13 protein-coding genes are annotated in these 16,179 nt (G+C 43.7%); 9 read left to right on the forward strand and 4 right to left on the reverse strand.

Going from position 1 to position 16,179, the window contains the following annotated elements:
- Positions 1 to 107: 107 nt before the first annotated feature.
- From F6K52_RS06075 to F6K52_RS06105, 7 genes are all read left to right on the forward strand, one after another.
- Complete coding sequence (locus tag F6K52_RS06075; protein ID WP_293075378.1) at positions 108 to 875, forward strand: YebC/PmpR family DNA-binding transcriptional regulator; 768 nt, start codon at positions 108 to 110, stop codon at positions 873 to 875.
- Positions 876 to 966: 91 nt separating this feature from the next.
- Entirely contained in the window at positions 967 to 1,872 is a 906-nt protein-coding gene (locus F6K52_RS06080; RefSeq protein ID WP_293075380.1) for a hypothetical protein, read from the forward strand.
- Positions 1,873 to 1,889: 17 nt separating this feature from the next.
- A complete protein-coding gene (locus tag F6K52_RS06085; protein ID WP_293075382.1) occupies positions 1,890 to 2,963 on the forward strand; it encodes a DUF4231 domain-containing protein in 1,074 nt (357 codons plus the stop codon).
- Positions 2,964 to 3,123: 160 nt separating this feature from the next.
- On the forward strand, positions 3,124 to 7,284 hold the full coding sequence (locus F6K52_RS06090; RefSeq protein WP_293075384.1) for a TIR domain-containing protein: 4,161 nt from the start codon (positions 3,124 to 3,126) through the stop codon (positions 7,282 to 7,284).
- 97 nt (positions 7,285 to 7,381) lie between these two features.
- Entirely contained in the window at positions 7,382 to 7,822 is a 441-nt protein-coding gene (locus tag F6K52_RS06095; RefSeq protein WP_293075386.1) for a DUF29 domain-containing protein, read from the forward strand.
- Positions 7,823 to 7,985: 163 nt separating this feature from the next.
- Positions 7,986 to 8,561: a Uma2 family endonuclease gene (locus F6K52_RS06100; protein WP_293075388.1), complete on the forward strand. Its 576-nt coding sequence runs from the start codon at positions 7,986 to 7,988 to the stop codon at positions 8,559 to 8,561.
- A 92-nt stretch (positions 8,562 to 8,653) separates the two neighbouring features.
- A complete protein-coding gene (locus F6K52_RS06105) occupies positions 8,654 to 9,898 on the forward strand; it encodes an FAD-dependent hydroxylase (RefSeq protein WP_293075390.1) in 1,245 nt (414 codons plus the stop codon).
- Between the two features lie 17 nt (positions 9,899 to 9,915).
- Here the strand turns inward: F6K52_RS06105 and F6K52_RS06110 are convergent, their stop codons facing one another.
- Positions 9,916 to 10,539, reverse strand: a complete 624-nt coding sequence (locus tag F6K52_RS06110) for a hypothetical protein (RefSeq protein ID WP_293075392.1) — start codon at positions 10,537 to 10,539, stop codon at positions 9,916 to 9,918.
- 454 nt (positions 10,540 to 10,993) lie between these two features.
- On the opposite strand from F6K52_RS06110, the gene F6K52_RS06115 reads away from it, so the two are divergent.
- The gene (locus F6K52_RS06115; RefSeq protein WP_293075394.1) at positions 10,994 to 12,472 is read left to right on the forward strand and encodes a leucyl aminopeptidase; all 1,479 of its coding nucleotides are present in this window, start codon (positions 10,994 to 10,996) and stop codon (positions 12,470 to 12,472) included.
- Positions 12,473 to 12,991: 519 nt separating this feature from the next.
- On the opposite strand, the gene F6K52_RS06120 is transcribed toward F6K52_RS06115, so the two are convergent.
- The 3 genes from F6K52_RS06120 to F6K52_RS06130 all read right to left on the reverse strand — a co-directional run bounded on the left by F6K52_RS06120 (position 12,992) and on the right by F6K52_RS06130 (position 14,332).
- Positions 12,992 to 13,393, reverse strand: a complete 402-nt coding sequence (locus F6K52_RS06120) for a transcriptional regulator (protein ID WP_293075396.1) — start codon at positions 13,391 to 13,393, stop codon at positions 12,992 to 12,994.
- Positions 13,377 to 13,676, reverse strand: coding sequence for a type II toxin-antitoxin system HigB family toxin (locus F6K52_RS06125; protein WP_008189566.1), 300 nt, complete (start codon positions 13,674 to 13,676; stop codon positions 13,377 to 13,379). The genes F6K52_RS06120 and F6K52_RS06125 overlap by 17 nt, the downstream gene beginning before the upstream one ends.
- A gap of 365 nt (positions 13,677 to 14,041) precedes the next feature.
- Positions 14,042 to 14,332: a hypothetical protein gene (locus F6K52_RS06130; RefSeq protein WP_293075398.1), complete on the reverse strand. Its 291-nt coding sequence runs from the start codon at positions 14,330 to 14,332 to the stop codon at positions 14,042 to 14,044.
- On the opposite strand from F6K52_RS06130, the gene F6K52_RS06135 reads away from it, so the two are divergent.
- Positions 14,333 to 16,057, forward strand: a complete 1,725-nt coding sequence (locus tag F6K52_RS06135; RefSeq protein WP_293075400.1) for an ABC transporter ATP-binding protein — start codon at positions 14,333 to 14,335, stop codon at positions 16,055 to 16,057.
- The last annotated feature ends 122 nt before the right edge of the window (positions 16,058 to 16,179 follow it).

The raw sequence follows: 16,179 nt of genomic DNA on the forward strand, positions 1-16,179 counted from the left end.
CTAGGAGAGAGAATAATATATTTATTTTTAGCAGATGACTTGTAGGTTATATTTAAACCAAGAAGTGGAGGTATTTTGTTAGTTGGGTTGTAATCAACTTAACCGTTATGGCAGGACATAGTAAATGGGCAAATATTAAGCGTCAGAAAGCGAGGGTTGACGCAGTTAAAGGTAAGACCTTTGCTAAAATCTCTCGGGAGATTATAGTAGCTGCTCGCAATGGCATCCCGGATCCAGAGGGTAATTTTCAGCTGCGGCAAGCGGTGGAAAAGGCTAAGGCAGCAGGGATTCCCAATGACAACATTGAAAGAGCGATCGCAAAAGGAGGCGGTACCCTAGGCAATGAGAGTGACAATCTTGAAGAGATTCGCTATGAGGGGTATGGTCCAGGAGGCGTTGCGATCTTGATAGAAGCTTTTACTGATAATCGGAATCGGACAGCAGCTGACCTGCGCTCAGGATTTACTAAGAATGGTGGTAATCTGGGTGAAACAGGCTGTGTTAGCTGGATGTTTGAGCAAAAGGGTGTCGTTACGCTTACCGGTGATATCACAGAAGACCATTTGTTAGAAGCATCCCTGGAAGGGGGAGCTCAAACTTATGAGTTGAACGAGGATTCCGAAGGTGTAACGGCTGAGGTATTTACAGAAGTTAGCAACCTGGAAAACCTGAGTCAAATTTTGAAAAATCAGGGCTTTGAGGTCAGTGAGGCGCAGTTGCGCTGGATTCCTAATAATACGGTGGAAGTGACTGACTCAGATCTGGCGCGGACGCTTTTAAAATTAATGGATGCTCTGGAAGACTTGGAGGATGTACAAAATGTCACCGCCAATTTCGAGATGTCTGATCAGCTGATGTCCCTGAGCATGATCTAGCAGATAGAATATTATAAACCACTATAGGTGATTTTAAATGTTTCGATCTGCCAAGACAAAGCAAAAGCGAACAAATGACCAAAAGGTATTAATGGCTAGATGCGCAGGCATCACTTCCCCCCGATTGCGCAAGAGGAGGGTTTTAGCTAAGTCCGGTGCTTTGTCCCAGGATGGAAACAAGCGAAAGCATCTCCTCTTCAAGCAGTTCTTAGATAACCAGCCTCTCACACTCACCTTCAAGAATGGGCAAGCGGCTTGTGCTATTCAAGTGGATCATTCTGTGGACTTGTCTGCTGCCCTGAACCAAATCGGTCTTCACGGCTCCCGTCCCGTTCTAGTGGTAGTCGGGGGGGCAAGCAAGATGAGTGATCAGAGTATGGCTCGTCTGCGCTTGTTGTTTGTCAATGTACTAGCTCCCATTGCTGAAACCCTTGGAGCCTGTGTGGTGGATGGTGGTACTGATACTGGGGTGATGCAGATGATGGGGCAAGCTCGTGCTGAGATTGCTGGCACCTTTCCCTTAGTAGGTATTGCCCCAGTGGGCAAGATTGCGCTTCCTGATGCACCCCCCTCATCTTCTGATCAAGCATCACTGGAGCCAAATCATACTCATTTTGTGCTGATTCCTGGGTCTACCTGGGGTGATGAATCCCCCTGGTTGGCTCGTATAGCTACTACCCTGGCAGACGAAAAGCCATCTGTGACAGTAATGGCTAACGGTGGGGCGATTACCTTAGTAGATTTATTTGAAAACAAGAAAGCTGGACGACCGTTGGTAGTTCTTGGGGGCAGTGGTCGGTTGGCAGATGAAATTACGATGGCAGTACGGTATCCAGAACAAGAAGCACGAGAATCTGTTACGGAACTATTACAAGAAAATCACTTCCAACAAAATCATTTGACCTGTTACGACCTCTCACAACCATTCAGTGAATTGACTAAAATCATCATGGAGGGACTGACGAGACAGTCAATGTACACAGTAAAAAGTACATAGACTACACATAGACTGTCATGACGTCAGAAGTTGAGCCTACATACTCCCCTGGGCCAAACCCAACCCTCAAACGTGCTTGGGAACGTCAGCGTACCTATAGCAAAAATGCCACAGCGGCTCAGAAACGTTTCTTTCTGCTGCGGATCGGAATTCTGGTATTGAGTGTGTTGGCTACTTTGCTAGCTGTGCTCCACTCAGAGTTGGTAGACTTCCTTGGTGATTCACACCAGACGGTCAAAGTAATTCACTACATTCTTCTACTAGTGCCCATTGCTCTAAGTGTACTACTAGCAGGTGCAGTGAAGTTCGACAAAGGTGGCAATTGGATTCTGTTAAGGGGTAGTGCCGAGGCAATTAAAAGGGAAATTTACTGTTACCGTGCCCAAGTTGGGGAATACAGTGATAACACCTCGCGGGATGCTAAGCTCGCACGTAAGGTCAAGGTGATTAGTCAAAGGCTAAAGGGAACCACAGTTCACCACACTAGTTTTAGCCCCTATGAGGGGGAAGTTTCCCGGAGAAAACGCTCATCACTAAGCAAAGATAAGACAAGCAAGGACAAGAAACGTCAGGAAGCTCAACAGCATCATCAAGATGATAAGTTTTCTGACCTCACCCCCGAACACTACCTAGTCTGGCGAGTGGAAGACCAGTTTAAGTGGTACCGAAAGCGAACTAGGAAACTTGATATACAATTGCATGGCTACCAGTGGGGGGTATATATCTTGGGCGGTGTGGGTTCATTTCTGGTAGCGCTGGGTCAAGACACCTCGGTGGCGGTCACTACAGCCTTAGCTGCGGCATTTTCTAGTTTCCTGGAATTGAAACGGGTTGAGACAACGCTGATTGCTTACAACCAGGCAGCTGATGATTTGTACGATATAAGCACTTGGTGGCATGGTCTCTCAGACCAGGAAAAATCGGAGAAATTTGAGTTATTGGTGATTAGTACAGAGAGAACCATCCAAAGCGAAAATGTAGGGTGGGTGCAAGAGATGAATGATGCACTAGCAGAACTCTATGGTGAAACCGAGCAGTCGGAGGATAAGGGAACAAACCCGTCTCCGTCTAAGAAAGTGGATACTAAATGAGATGATTTGTTCACCTGTTACCCATCCGTTACCCATCCGTTACCCATCCGTTGCCCCTATTTCCTTGCTCTCACAAATCTTCAAGCTTGCTCGATTTACGAAATCCAGGGTGTTACAAGTGTAGTGTGAAGTAGATCTCCTCACTTAGACCCCTGGACAAATGACTACATTTTTCGATGCCTTCATCTCCTACGGACGTGCTGACAGCAAAGCCTTTGCTACTAAACTTGAAGCTAGATTAACACAATTTGGCTTAACGGTCTGGTTTGACCAGAAGGACATTCCCCCTGCTGTCGATTGGCAGCATCAGATTGATAATGGCATTGAAAGAACTCATAACTTCATTTTTATCATTTCCCCCCATTCCGTTAATTCAAAATACTGCCTCAAAGAAATTGAACTGGCTATTAAATACAATAAACGCATTATTCCTTTAGTGCATGTTAAATCCCCTCGGGACAAAATTCCTACGATTATCCGTAAACTTAACTGGATTGATTTCCAAGATAAAATCAACGATTTTGAAGCATCCTTTAAACAATTAATTAATTCCATCCGTAAGCATGCTGATTATGTAGAACAGCATACTCGGTTTTTAGTTAAAGCTCTGGAGTGGGACAGAAATCAACAACAAACTAACCACCTGTTAATCCAGTCAGAACGTATTCAAGCTGAATCTTGGTTAAAGGTGCGGTTTGAAAAAGAGCAGCCCCCTTGTGTGCCAACGGATTTACATTGTGATTTTATTTGTGAAAGCACTAAGAATGCCAATAACTTAATGACCCAAGTGTTTATCTCTTATTCTGATAAAGATCAAGATATAAAGGATAAACTTGGCAAAACCCTGATGCGGGAAGGAATCACAATCTGGAAACTTGAAACGGATATTAAAACCGGTATAGACTTCCAAGCGGCAATCAACCAAGGAATCGAGGAAGCTGATAATCTCATTTACTTAATTTCACGCAATTCGATTCAATCAAAATACTGTCAGCAAGAGCTTGAACACGCTTTTGCTCACAATAAACGGATTATCTCCGTACTGGTTGAATACACGGATATAGACCAAATACCACCAAAAATTAGTTCATTACAATTCCTGGATTTTACTAAGTCTAACCATGAAGCAAACTACCGCTTCATGGCTGCTCAATTATTAAAAGAATTAAATCAAGATGCTCTCTATTACGAAGAGCATAAGCTTTTGTTAGTCAAAGCGCTCAAATGGCTGACCCAAAACCGCAATTCTAGCATTTTATTGCGGGGTCACAATTTAAACTATTACGAAAACTGGCTGAACGTAAATCGGCAACGCCTAGAACATCCACCCCTAGGATTACATGAAGAATTTATTGCGGCTAGCACGAATCAACCGACGGAATCTTATCTAGACGTTTTTATTTCTTATTCCCGTACTGATTCCGATTTGGCTAGAAAGTTAAATGAGGCATTACAGTTACAGGGAAAAACGACTTGGTTTGACCAAGAAAGTATTCCTCCAGGGAGTGATTTTGAGCAGGAAATAGAACGGGGAATTGAACAGTCTGATAATTTCTTATTTATTATTTCCCCTGCTTCGGTAAATTCACCCTACTGTGCTGGGGAGGTAGACTATGCTCAGAGATTAAATAAACGGTTTGTGACTGTGCTTTCTATACAGGTACCAGCAAAAATGCTACATCCTGGATTAGCTAGCATCCAGTGGATTGATTTCAACAGGCATGGAGGAGATTTTTATCCCAATTTAAGTGAATTGGTCAGAACCCTTGATACTGACCGAGAGCATGTGCGCAGTCACACCAAATGGTTGCAGCGAGCTAGGGAATGGCAGCAGTCTAACCAAGATACAGATTTGCTGTTGCGTGGCAGCGAATTTTCTATTGCCCAACAATGGTTGCTTGATGCCGAGACCAATGATAAACAGCCGACTGCGACACCTTTACACAAGGACTATATTGCTAAAAGTGGGGATGCCATATCGATTTTGAGAAAACGGGAAAAGCGTCGATTAGTGATCTTACGGTTGTCCCTTACTTTGATGAGTGCAGCATTTGCAGCAGCTGTTGGCTTTGGCTTGGTTGCTTTGATGCAATGGAAACGAGCAGAAATGGTAAGCGTTGGTCACATTAATGCTCTGAGTCGATATTCACTGGCTCTGAGAAAATCACATCAGGAATTTGATGCTCTGATCGAAGCAATCAGGGCTGCACAGCAACTGCAAAAACAGATACGCAGTGTAAAACCTGAAACTGAGGCTCTGGTTAGGACAGCATTGCATGGAGCAGTGTCTTGGGTTAGAGAATACAACCGTTTGGTAGGCCATAACAGTTGGGTTACTAGTGTTAGTTTTAGCCCTGACGGTAATCTCATTGCCTCTGCTAGTAAAGACCATACTGTGAAACTTTGGAGCCGCAACGGTAAGGCACTCCAAACCTTGAAGGGACATAACGGTACCGTTTGGAATGTGAGTTTCAGCCCAGATGGCAAGACGATTGCTACAGCTAGTGAGGATAAGACGGTCAAACTGTGGAACTTAGAGGGAAAAAATCTCCAAACCTTTAAAGGACATCAGCGTGGAGTGCGCAGCGTCAGTTTCAGTCCCGATGGCAGGATGTTGGCTACAGCTAGTCAAGATAAGACGATCAAGCTGTGGAGCCTCAATGGCAACCAACTCCAAACGTTTGAGGGGATTGCGGCTGGATATCGCAGCATCAGCTTTAGTCCGGATGGCAAAATTCTGGCTTCTGCAGCAAGTAACAATACTATCAAACTCTGGCACCTGGATGGGACAAGTATGGCAACGTTCAAGGGGCATAAGGCTGAGGTTAATAGCATCAGTTTCTCACCCCAAGGCAAGATGATTGCTTCTGCTAGTGAGGATCAGACGATCAAACTCTGGAGCCTTGATGGTCGGGAACTGAAGACTTTTCCAAAGAAATTAGCTGGAGTCAGAAGCGTCAGGTTCAGCCCGGATGGCAAAACCCTTGCCTCTGCTAGTCGGGATAAAACCGTCAAACTCTGGAGCCTTGATGGCTCGGAACTCCAAACCTTCCGAGGGCATCAGGCTGGGGCTTATGACCTTAGCTTTAGCCCAGATGGCAAGACCCTGGCTAGTGCTAGTGAAGATAAAACCATTAAACTCTGGCGCTTAGATGCCAAAACACCTCGCACCTTCAAGGGTCATAGGAGTAATGTCTGGAGTGTGAGTTTCAGCCCAGATGGCAAGACTATTGCTACAGCTAGTGAGGATAAAACTGCTAAGCTATGGCATTTAGATTATACCTGTGGCAAGGAAGGATTAGGGGAGATAAGGTCTAGTAAAACTATCAATGTGGTGGATTTTTGTTTGACTCCAAACGTTCTAGAAAACCACAGGGATGCAGTTTTTAGTGTTAGTTTTAGCCCGGATGGTAAAACTATTGCTACGGGTAGCCGGGATAGTACGGTTAGACTTTGGAGTAAGGATGGTAAAAAAATCCAAACACTTCAGGGGCATCAGGCTCGAGTCTTTAGCGTTAGTTTCAGCCCTGACAGTCAGACGATTGTATCTGGCAGTTCGGATAAAGCTGTCAAGCTTTGGAGTTTTAAAGGAAGAGAACGCCAAAGGTTGAAAAAGCTTAGGGCTGCGGTTAGAAGTGTTAATTTTAGTCCGGATGGTCTGATGATTGCTGCTGGTAGTGATGATAATACTATCAAGCTTTGGAGTCGGGGAAATTTATGTAATGGTGAATTAAAACCAGCAAACTTAAAAGTAGGAAACTTAAAAGTAGGAAACTTAAAACCAGCAGTTGGATTAGACCATAACACAAATTTTTTGCCTTTTTGCTTAACTCCTACCATCCTTAAAGGTCATGATGATGTGATCTCGAGTGTTAGTTTTAGTCCCGACAGTCAGATGCTTGTCTCTGGTAGTGAGGACGAAACGGTTAAACTTTGGAGTAGAGACGGTAAAGAAATCCGAACTCTCAAAGGGCATGAAGGTAAGGTGTTTAGCGTCAGTTTCAGCCCAGATGGTAAGATGATTGCTTCGGCTAGTGGTGACAAAACGGTTAAACTCTGGAATTTGAAGGGGCAAGAAATTGAAACTCTGATTGGACATAATGATGGGGTTTTTAGCCTCAGTTTCAGTCCCGATGGCAAAATCCTCGCTTCATCTGACTACAGTGGCAATGTGATTATATGGGATATGGATATAAGTTTAGATTTCAATGACCTTCTGGGTCGGGCTTGTGATTGGGTAGGGGATTATCTCAAGCACAATTCTGCAATCGATGAAAGCGATCGCACTCTTTGTCATGGCATTAAACCCAAATCAAAATAGACTGGATTAAGGAAAGGCAAGAAGCAAGAGGCAAGAGGCAAGAGGCAATAGTTAATCAACTAAGAGATAAATTGGGGATATAAAGGGAGAGACAGTTGTGGAAAAAGCATACACAAAAGACTTTAATTATTGGACACAACAAACAGCACAGTTGTTGCGAGAAGGTCGTTGGCAAGAGATTGATTTAGAAAATCTGATTGAGGAGGTTGAAGACTTGGGCAAGAGTGAAAGGCGGGGAATTACTAGCCAATTGATTCGCCTGCTGTTACATTTGCTCAAGTGGCAATACCAAATTCAGCGTCGCTCCGATAGCTGGCTAGATTCGATTACTGACGCTAGGACTCAGATTGAGCTAGCTATTGAAGATAGTCCCAGTCTCAGGAGCTATCCAGCCCAGCAGCTGGAACAAAGCTATCAGCGGGCTCGCCGTCAGGCAGCCCAGCAAACAGGAATGCCTGTTTCGGTTTTCCCAGAGGTTTGCCCCTATTCTCTTGAATTGACCTTAGATCAGGATTGGTTACCAGAAGCTGAAAATTAAAGTATATTTTATGATAAAATAGGGAATATTAAATTAATTGATATTGGGGTGAGTAAACCCATAAATTTGACTGAAAAAATAAAGGCACTAGAGGCACGGGTTGATAAATTGGAAACGAATAATTGCTCATAAAATTAAGCTGTGTTTTTAACGTTAAGTTATCATGACCCTGATCAAAACTAAGCGCTTTAGCCTAGCTGACTATCATCGCTTGATTGATAATGGTTTTCTAACAGAAGATGACCGGGTGGAGTTGATTCGGGGAGAGTTAATACAAATGCTGGCGAAGGGTAAGTCCCACTCGGTTTGCAACACTAAGTTATGGCGAGAGTTGGACAGGCTAGTAGGCGACCGTGGGGTGGTACGGGGACAGGAACCAATCATCCTATCCAACGACAGTGAACCGGAACCGGATGTTGCGCTCGCATGGGGTCAGGCGGATGACTACTTGCCAAATCACCCTTATCCAAAGGATATATTGCTGGTGATTGAGGTGTCAGATTCAACCCTGGAGTATGACCAGACCGTAAAGCTATCCTTATATTCAGAAAACCAAATTCAGGATTACTGGATTGTTAACCTGGTGGCTGGTCAACTAGAGTGCTACACTCAGCCCTATCAAGATACTCGAAGAAATTTCGGCTATCGCGTCAAACGGGTGGTGTTGCCCAATGAAACGGTTAATATTCCTGGTCTTGGAGATCTGTCCCTAGAGTTAACTCGTGTGTTTCCAGCTTGAGCAAAATTGGATCAGTTGATGGGTTGATCTAAAAGCGTCACAATGAAAAAGAGTATATATTCCTATTTACCTAGACACTTACTACTACAATTATGGCGCTGGAACTGCTGATTCAAACTACCTCAGCAACCCATCAAAGTTTTGATTACGACCTAGCCATTGTTGGGGGTGGCATTACTGGTTCTACCCTGGCCTGTGCGTTGAAACATTCTGGGTTGAGCGTATTACTCATAGAAGCCAAACCCAAGTCAGTGGCAGTTGCCAGGGTACAAGCCTATGCTTTGTCTATCCTCTCAGGGCGTATTTTCGCAGGTATTGGGGTTTGGGATAAAATCCTGCCACAGATTAGCACATTTCGGCAGATCAGGCTTTCCGATGCTAACCATTCCGGTGTGGTGCATTTTTCCCCTTCAGATTTAGGGACCAATGCCCTAGGGTATGTGGGAGAACACCGTCCGGTGCTAACCTCGTTGCAAGAATTTTTGACAGATTGCCCCAACGTTGACTGGCTTTGTCCAGCAGAAGTAGTGGATGTAGACTATCAGGAGTCTGGGGTGGAGATTACTGTCAAGGAGGGTGATACTAAGCATCGAATTAGGACAAGGCTAGTGGTGGCGGCGGATGGAGCGCGATCGCAAATTCGGACTAGGGCTAAGATTACGACTCGTGGCTGGAAATACTGGCAATCTTGTGTGACTGCCCGGATTAAAACCGAAAAGCCCCACAATAATACGGCTTTTGAACGCTTCTGGCCTAGTGGTCCGATGGGGGTGCTGCCCTTGTCAGAGAATCGCTGCCAGGTGGTGTGGACAGCACCCCATGCTGAAGCAAAAGCCTTACAAGCACTAGATGAAGAAGAGTTTCTCGCTAAGCTGGAATACTACACTGGTGGTCTGTTGGGTCGCTTGGAGTTGGAATGCGATCGCTATTTGTTTCCAGTGCAATTAATGCAGAGCGATCGCTATATTCAGTCACGATTGGCACTAATTGGTGATGCTGCCCATTGTTGCCATCCTGTCGGTGGTCAAGGATTAAACCTTGGGATTCGCGATGCTGCTGCCCTTGCCCAAGTCTTGAGTGAAGCACACCAAGCAGGGGAAGATATTGGAGCTATAGAGGTTCTTAAGCACTATGAAAACTGGCGCAAGCAAGAGAATCTGGTCATCTTAGGGTTTACCGATACTCTGGATCGGATGTTTTCCAACAACTGGTTACCAATAGTGGGGATACGCCGTGTCGGGTTATGGATGCTGCGCCGGATTCGTCCGATGAAGATTTATGCCTTGAAGTTGATGACTGGTTTAAGGGGAAATATTCCTCAAGTTGCTCAACAATAGAGCAGTGGCTCTCTTGCTCAATTACTGCTAGAGAGCGCTGCGATCAGAATTCTGGTTAAGGGTTCTAAATCGGTTGGTACCCGGTAAAGAGTCAATTGTTGGGTGATTAATTTATCTTGACGGTGCAGAATACCAAACTGCCAGATTGTCCCGGTTGAAACTGCTCCGAATAGCTGTGGCTGTTGCTCAAACGATGGGCATTTCTCCCACTGATCAAGCGCTATCAGTTCCACTGCCATCTGAGTGAAACCATTGGTAAGATCCTCTTGCTTTGCCTCAACCACTAACAGATTAGTCGTTGTCCTGAGCAAATAGTCCAACGCGCCTTGAAGCTGATTGCTGACCTTGATTGAATACTCAATTCGCAATTGCGCCCTTGTGTAGTGAATTAAATCTGCCATCAGAGGTGCAATTAACATCTCCCGCCGGGATTGTTCGTTGGTCAGATCCAGGTAAGGTAAAATTTCTTCGAGGCGTGATTGGCGCTCCTGCAATCGATCTAACTCACCCTGATATTGCCGCAAATCCAATAAGGTACGTTCTAGTGAATAGCCATATTCTGCCAAGATTTCATCCGTGGGAGTTTTGAGTTTGGCTATTTCACTGAAGCTATAAGAACGGTTGGGGTCGAGCAGAGGCATAGGATGGAAACCAGAAATCAGCGATTAAGGGAAAATATTCCTCAAGTGGCTCAACAATAGAGCATCGGTTAAGTGATTAGAAAACTTCTTTCTACTTTGGCTTGCCTCGTGAAGCCAGTCAGACCTCGACAAAAATATGTACTTTCCTATAGCTTTGTCGAGGATTTAGTTTTTGTGTGTTAACTCACTCCATATTTTAAGCCATAAACGTCTCGATCCGGAACGAGTTTATGACTAATTTATCATAATAAACTTTGGTTTTAACACGGATGCCAGACTTTTTTGATTAATGGTTAGAGAATATTTAAAACATCCTTGTAGACATTAATTACCCACTACACCCCATCATTTCATTCCCCCATCTCCCCATCACCCCATACCCCATCACCAGTCGATATCTGTTATGGTATTGGTTTCAAAACTATTCATTGTAACTACCTAGACAGAGAAAAATATGGAAATTCGAGGAACCGATACACCACGGTTAGACTGGACTGGTGATGCTCTAGCCATTGGGTTATTTGAGGATGCTGTAGACCTGAGTGGTGATTTAGCCGAGTTGGATCAGAAACTGGCTGGTACGATCACAGAATTGATCGAGGAAACAGAATTTAAGGGTAGTACTAATAGTTCTGCTGTCACCCGTGTGGGATCCGGTAGCCCAATCCGTAAAATTATCCTGGTAGGATTGGGTAAAGCTGATGACCTGACCTTAGATACACTGCGCCGTGGCAGTGCCACAATTGCCCGGACTGCGAAACAGCAGAAGATTAAAACTCTTGGAATTAGCCTACCGGTGGTTAATGATGACTCTACAGCAACCGCACAAGGGATCACTGAGGGGATAATCCTGGCACTACACCAAGACAATCGCTTTAAGTCGGAATCGGAGGATAAGGGCGCAAAGCTCGAACAGATTGATTTACTGGGATTGCCTGGGCAAGAAGCGGGGATTGATAAGGCTCAAAAAATCTGCGAAGGAGTAATTTTGGCACGAGAGTTGGTGGCAGCACCAGCTAATGAAGTGACACCAATTAGTTTGGCTCAGACAGCAGAGGATCTGGCCTCAGAGTATGGTTTTTCCCTGGAAATCTTGGACAGGGAAGCCTGTGAAGAACTGGGAATGGGTGCTTTCCTTGGGGTTGCCAAAGCTTCAGATCTGCCCCCCAAGTTTATTCATATCACCTACAAACCTGATGGCACGCCAAAACGGAAATTAGCGATTGTGGGTAAGGGATTAACCTTTGACTCCGGTGGCTTGAATATTAAAGGTTCTGGTAGTGGCATCGAGACTATGAAAATCGATATGGGAGGTGCGGCGGCTACCTTGGGTACTGCTAAGGCAATTGGCCAGTTGAAGCCGGATGTCGAGGTTCACTTTATCAGTGCGGCCACGGAAAATATGATTAGTGGTCATGCCATGCACCCAGGGGATATTCTTACTGCTTCTAATGGTAAGACGATTGAGGTCAATAATACGGATGCTGAAGGAAGACTGACCCTAGCAGATGCTTTAGTGTTTGCGGAAAAATTAGAGGTGGATGCGATCGCAGATTTAGCGACCTTGACTGGTGCCTGTGTTGTAGCATTGGGAAATGATATTGCTGGTTTATGGACCACTGATAATACAATAGCGCAACAGTTTAAAGATGCAGCAGAAGCGGCTGGTGAAAAACTCTGGCAGATGCCTATGGAAGAGAAGTACTTTGAAGGATTAAAATCTAAAATTGCTGATTTCAAAAATACTGGGCCCCGTGCAGGTGGTTCGATTACAGCAGCCTTGTTCTTGAAGGAATTCGTTAAGGAAACGCCTTGGGTACATATCGATATTGCTGGAACAGTTTGGAGTGAAAAAGAAAATGGTTGTAATAATTCTGGTGCAACTGGCTTTCCAGTTCGTACTTTGGTGAATTGGGTATTGAGTGAGACTTAGGGTAATCGGTAAAATATAGAATGTAGAATGCAGAATGTAGAATGCAGAATGCAGAAGAAATAATTCTAAATTCTAAATTCTAAAATTAGGTAATAGGTAATCAGTAATCGGTAACTGATCCAACTACACTTAAGATCATTCCTTTGTTCAGCAACCCCCTAGTAAGGCACGGCGGAAATAAAGATACCTTTCAAAGCGATGCAGAGGTGCGACCCGTGGCGAATTTAATTCGCCTACGGAAAGCGCACCATTACGGTCTTGGGGGTTTCCCTCATGAGCGACTGCATCAAGAGAATAGCGAAACCCTTATCTAATAAGTATGCAATAATTTTGAATTTTGAATTTTAAATTCCGCCCACCATTACTAGCTATGGGTTTTCAAAAGAAGCAATTGGCTAAAGTAAATAATTTATTTATTAATTTTAGGTAATAGGGAATAGAAAAAAACTGTGTACCTCATAAGTATGGAAAATGGTATACATCGAACGAACTGAAGTGTTAGCAATTGGTCAGGGCTTTTCACATAAACAAACTGGAATCAACTTGAAAAAAAACTCCCAAGGTTTTCGCTTGATATTTGCTAATTTCTCGCTTTCCATTAACGATGTCATCAACGGTTTTTTGAGAGCCAATAATTCCCACTAAATCCGCTGGTTTTATCTCTTTTTGCTCCATTAAAAAAAGTAACATAGACTGAGGATGAGATCTCATCCCTGGTGAATAATAGTCTTGCTCAAATTTTTCAATTAATGTAATCAACAATTCATACATTTGATCTTCTTCTGGTGTTCGTTGAGGTCGGTGCATCAACTCTTCTACAAAAGCTAAAGCTTTTTCATTATCTTCTTCTGTTTTAATCATTTTAGGTTGATATTTAATTAATAATTTATTGTATTGATTTAGATTAAAAGTAAGGGTCATTCTTCCAGTTATTATAGTCGTATTCTGCGTGATTCAGAATATACTTGATGTAAATTAAATGCTTTTCATAATCTATACTTACAATTAAGCGGTACTTATTCCCCTTAATATTAAAAACTGTAAAATTACCTACTGCTTCAGCTTTTCTAAAAACCGATTGTACCTCAACTAAATTCGACCAAGTAGCCTGATTGGCAATCTTATACCAGTTATCGAGAGCATCATGGCAATCAGCGTGTTTTTCACTAAATTCCCGCAAACGTCGATAACTGATCACATGCATTTGATATCCTCTTTGGTCCCCTGCATCTATACACAACTCTCACTCCCTCTATTTTCAAACCAAAGAGAATAGAGCCATGGGATTTGATGTTAACTAGCCCAATCAACTTTTGCTTAAGCATCGGATTGCCTTGAATGGGACTGGTCTTGAACTGGGGGAATAAAATGATTGATAACGCCCAGATTTACTAAACCTGGGAAATCCATAGTCTCTGGTGTTAAATGCTTTTATGGTGTTGTGCAGTGGTTTAATCACATCCTGAGTTACCTGAGACTGAAATGCTTTTTGGGCCTTCAAGCTCTAAGACAGATAAAATTATTCTTCTTAACGCCACAGTAGTTTTTACTTTGAATACCAACCAATGATTAGCATATCACAATCAGGGCGTTTGGATCTCGGTTGTTAACACCAGTATTGCAGGAAAAGGCATGCATACAAGAGGAAAAATGCAAGAAGTCTGTAGGGTGGGCATTGTCTGGAAAAATCCCAAACCACTTCCAACGAAGCCTGGTCACCAATGCCCACCAACCAAGGTTTTTCATTCCCAACTGTTTCAGCCATGGTTTGAACCATCTCAGGCAAATCCGTGACTTATCACCATCAGCTAGCGCTAAGTGATAGGTTAAAACAGAAGCCATCATTCTCCCGATTGACACTTGAAACCCCACTCTAGTTACTGGCAACTGCGACCTTACCTTCGTTCCCAACGCTTAACTCTGGCTCAGACATTGGTTTGTACATTAGTATTCACGGTCTGCTGGCCCCTACTCCTTTGGCTATCTGAGCCCTTTTTTGATGTGGTCGGACAGGGAAAACTGGTCAGGAGTGTTCAGCTAGCTGGGTTAGCTGCTGTTGTGTTTCTGACCCAGAAAATAGCGCAGTACTGTTTGTATACCCTATCAGCAAAAGCTTCACTACAGATTGCCCTTCATTTACGCGAAAACGTTTTTAACCATTTGCAGCGCCTCAGTATTGGTTACTTTGAAGCTGCTAGAACTGGTGACCTTACCTACCGACTCACGGAAGACCTCGATCGGATTGGGGAGGTGATTTACAAAATTGTTCGTGATTTTATTCCTTGTGTCTTGCAACTGATTGTAGTACTAACTGCTGTCATCTATATTAATCCAGAACTGACCCTAGCCATAGTAATTATTGCACCATTGATGGGGTTGTTGATTGGTTGGTTCGGGGAACAGATCCGGAAATTCTCCCATCGCAGCCAAAATCGGATATCGGATTTGTCCGCAATGCTGACGGAAGTGTTTAGCGGGATTCGATTAATCCAAGCTTTTGCCGCAGAAGACTATACCCTGGAAAAATTTAGTCAAGAAGCAGAAAACAACCGCAAAGCCAAGTATGCTGCTGAACGCCTCAGAGCAATTCAGTTTCCAATAGTCGGTTTCCTCGAAGCGTTGTGCTTCTTGTTACTACTATTGTTGGGAGCATGGCAAATTGCTGAGGGTAACCTCACGGCTTCCAAGTTTGTCAGTTACGGTATCGGTGTTGCAATGTTGATTGATCCGATCAACATCCTAACCCAAAACTATAATGAGTTCAAACAGGGAGAAGCATCGATAGACCGCATCTTTGAACTATTTGCCCTTGAGCCAACGGTAATCGAAAAACCAAGCGCTATAGTTTTACCCCCAGCGACGGGTAAGGTAGAATACTGTAATGTCAGCTTTGCTTATCAACCTGGTGAGCCTGTACTAAGAAATTTGAATTTAGAAATTGCTCCAGGAGATGCGATCGCATTAGTAGGGGCTTCGGGTGCTGGTAAAACTACTTTAGTTAATCTCCTGCCCCGCTTCTATGATCCGCAATCTGGAGAAATCCTAATTGATGGGATTAATATCCAAGATATTACCCTCAATAGTCTACGGCGTCAGATCGGGATTGTTCCCCAGGATACCACTCTCTTTTCAGGTACTATTGCTCAGAATATTGCCTTTGGTCACTTAAAACCTGACTTTAAAGCTGTTCAGGAAGCGGCTAAGATTGCTAATGCTCACCAATTCATTATTAAACTCTCCCAAGGATATCACACTTGGGTAGGGGAGAGGGGAATTAATTTATCGGGAGGGCAACGACAACGGATTGCGATCGCACGAGCGGTATTGCTCGATCCTAGGATCTTGATTCTAGATGAAGCCACCTCCGCTTTAGACTCAGAATCAGAAGCCTTAGTACAAGAAGCCTTAGAAAGGATTATGGAAGACCGCACTGTTTTTATTATTGCTCACCGATTAGCAACAGTGCGCCGTGCTGACCGGATTCTGGTAGTAGAACAAGGACGAATTGTTGAATCCGGAAACCATGAAGGATTGTTAGAAAAAGGTGGTCGTTATGCTCGGTTTTATGCTCAGCAATTTAATTGATCTAGTAAATATAATCGGTAATCGGTAATCGGTAATTTTAGACAACAACTATCACAATTTATTGAGTATTTATATCTAGTAATTACTCTTGAAATAATTAGACATCTCCAGAAACTCGGTTT

The organism is Moorena sp. SIO3H5 (assembly GCF_010692395.1).
Lineage (GTDB): Bacteria > Cyanobacteriota > Cyanobacteriia > Cyanobacteriales > Coleofasciculaceae > Moorena.

Coding starts and splice junctions, on each gene's coding strand:
- F6K52_RS06075 (WP_293075378.1), top strand. CDS start 108: ATGGCAGGACATAGTAAATGGGCAAATATTAAGCGTCAGAAAGCGAGG.
- F6K52_RS06080 (WP_293075380.1), top strand. CDS start 967: ATGGCTAGATGCGCAGGCATCACTTCCCCCCGATTGCGCAAGAGGAGG.
- F6K52_RS06085 (WP_293075382.1), top strand. CDS start 1,890: ATGACGTCAGAAGTTGAGCCTACATACTCCCCTGGGCCAAACCCAACC.
- F6K52_RS06090 (WP_293075384.1), top strand. CDS start 3,124: ATGACTACATTTTTCGATGCCTTCATCTCCTACGGACGTGCTGACAGC.
- F6K52_RS06100 (WP_293075388.1), top strand. CDS start 7,986: ATGACCCTGATCAAAACTAAGCGCTTTAGCCTAGCTGACTATCATCGC.
- F6K52_RS06105 (WP_293075390.1), top strand. CDS start 8,654: ATGGCGCTGGAACTGCTGATTCAAACTACCTCAGCAACCCATCAAAGT.
- F6K52_RS06110 (WP_293075392.1), bottom strand. CDS start 10,539: ATGCCTCTGCTCGACCCCAACCGTTCTTATAGCTTCAGTGAAATAGCC.
- F6K52_RS06115 (WP_293075394.1), top strand. CDS start 10,994: ATGGAAATTCGAGGAACCGATACACCACGGTTAGACTGGACTGGTGAT.
- F6K52_RS06120 (WP_293075396.1), bottom strand. CDS start 13,393: ATGACCCTTACTTTTAATCTAAATCAATACAATAAATTATTAATTAAA.
- F6K52_RS06125 (WP_008189566.1), bottom strand. CDS start 13,676: ATGCATGTGATCAGTTATCGACGTTTGCGGGAATTTAGTGAAAAACAC.